Source organism: Asanoa sp. NPDC050611 (assembly GCF_040654855.1).
In the GTDB taxonomy this organism is placed as follows: Bacteria; Actinomycetota; Actinomycetes; order Mycobacteriales; family Micromonosporaceae; genus Asanoa.
This window is the reverse complement of sequence record NZ_JBFAIU010000644.1, coordinates 1-1,933: the sequence shown is the minus strand read 5'-3', so window position 1 is coordinate 1,933 and position 1,933 is coordinate 1. Positions and strand designations below refer to the sequence as shown.

The following is a 1,933-nucleotide window of genomic DNA, read 5'->3' as shown; positions in this document are numbered from 1 at the left end:
GAGGAGACCGAGGCGGAAGGCGCCTCCGAGCCGGAACCCACCGCGGAGCCCGAGGTCGAGGCGTCGGCGGACACGGTGCGTACGTCCTCGCTCTTTGCGCCGAGGGCCGCCGCGTTACGCGGCGGTGGCTGTCGCGGAGGACAGGTCCTCGAAGACCGCGCGGTTGTGGGTGAACGCCCGCCTCACCTCGTCGATGAAGCGGTCCTGCTCCGGCGGCGACCACGGCGCCCCGTCGAGCAGCTCGCGGTAGCGGCGCTTGACCGCGCCGGCCGCTACGCCGGGAAACTCGTAGAAGCGCGTGGCTTCGGCGGTTACGCCGTACTCGCGGCGGAGCGCGCGTTTGACCATCTGGCCGCCGGACAGGTCGCCCAGGTACCGCGTGTAGTGGTGTGCGACGAAGGACGGCGCGTCCGTGAACGCCACCGCGCGCAGGCGCGTCAGGTAGGCCCGGGTGGCGGGCAGCGGCGTGATCTCCGTGCGCCAGCGGGGGCCCAGCAGATGCAGCAGGTCCGCACGCAGTGCCGGAAGCCGGTCCAGGCCGAAGCCGACGAACTCGCCGGCCACCGGGTCCGTGCGCAGCGCCTCGGCCGCCCGCTCCAGCGTCTCGTAGATGAAATGGTGCTGGCTCGCCAGGCGCGCGTAAGCGGCAATGTCCAGCCGCCCTGCCATCAGGTCCGTCACGAACGTGGTGGTCTCGGCCGCCTCGTGGTCGGCGCGGGTGAGGCTGCGGACCCGGGCCGCCAGGCCCAGCTCCGTCTCGGCTACGTCGACCATGTGCACGTCCTTCCCCCACCCGGCCGTGAGTGGACCTGAGCTTAGGCGACCCTAAGTTGACGGTCCAGTGCTGTCGCGCGGACGGTGGGTAGGTGATCGATCCGCGCCCGCCGTCGTTCGCCGACCGGCTGACCGCCCCGCTGCGGAGCGCCGGCGAGGTCGCGCGGATGATGCGCGAGAAGCGCCCCGGCGCCGCCGCGGGCAGGCAGGCCCGCGCGGTGATCGCCGGACCGCAGCGGACCGCGCTCCCGCCGGCCGGCCCGGCGGCCACCGACGTGACCTGGGTCGGGCACGCGAGCTTCGTGGTGCGCACCGGCGGACTCACGATCCTCACCGACCCGGTCTGGTCCACGCGGATCCCGCCCCTGATCCCCCGGTTCACCCCACCGGGCGTGGCCTGGGCGGGGCTGCCGCGGATCGACGCCGTGGTGATCTCGCACAACCACTACGACCACCTCGACGCGCCGACCGTCCGCCAGCTGCCGCGGTCCACGCCGATGCTGGTGCCCGCGGGCCTGGCCCGGTGGTTCCGGCGCCGCGGTTTCACCGACGTCACCGAGCGGGACTGGTGGCAGTCGCGCCGGATCGGCCCGGTGACCTTCACGTTCGTGCCGGCGCACCACTGGAGCCGGCGCCGCCTCTTCGACACCAACCGGACCCTCTGGGGCGGCTGGGTGCTGGGCGCCGACGGCGGTCCGGCCGTCTACTTCGCCGGGGACACCGGCTACGGCCACCGGTTCGCCGAGATCGCCGCCCGGATGCCGCGGCTCGACCTGGCCCTGCTGCCCGTCGGCACGTACGAGCCGCGCTGGTTCATGCGCGACCAGCACATGAGCCCGGAAGAGGCGGTCGAGGCGGCGACCGACCTGGGCGTCCGCCGGGTCGTCCCGATGCACTGGGGCACCTTCCAGCTCAGCACCGAGCCTCCGCTGGAGCCGCCGGAGCGCCTGAGCGCCGCCTGGCTGGCCGCCGGGCGTGACCCCGGCGACCTGTGGCGGCTGGCGGTCGGCGAGACGCGGACAATGTAGGTATGCCCGAAGACCTGACCACCGCCCTCGCCGAGGTGCGCGACCTGCTGCTCGACCCGGCCCTGACCCGGGCGGTTCCAGAACATGTCGACCGCCGACGGCGGGCTCGCCGTGCAGTGGGGCGACACGGG

At 74.0% G+C, this 1,933-nt stretch carries 2 protein-coding genes; one reads left to right on the top strand and one right to left on the bottom strand.

Annotation, left to right across the window (positions count from 1 at the left end; translation table 11 throughout):
• Positions 1 to 114: 114 nt before the first annotated feature.
• Entirely contained in the window at positions 115 to 774 is a 660-nt protein-coding gene (locus AB0H87_RS41400) for a biliverdin-producing heme oxygenase (protein ID WP_360159224.1), read from the bottom strand.
• A gap of 92 nt (positions 775 to 866) precedes the next feature.
• Between AB0H87_RS41400 and AB0H87_RS41395 the strand changes: the two genes are divergently transcribed.
• Positions 867 to 1,802, top strand: a complete 936-nt coding sequence (locus AB0H87_RS41395) for an MBL fold metallo-hydrolase (protein WP_360159221.1) — start codon at positions 867 to 869, stop codon at positions 1,800 to 1,802.
• Positions 1,803 to 1,933: the final 131 nt, after the last annotated feature.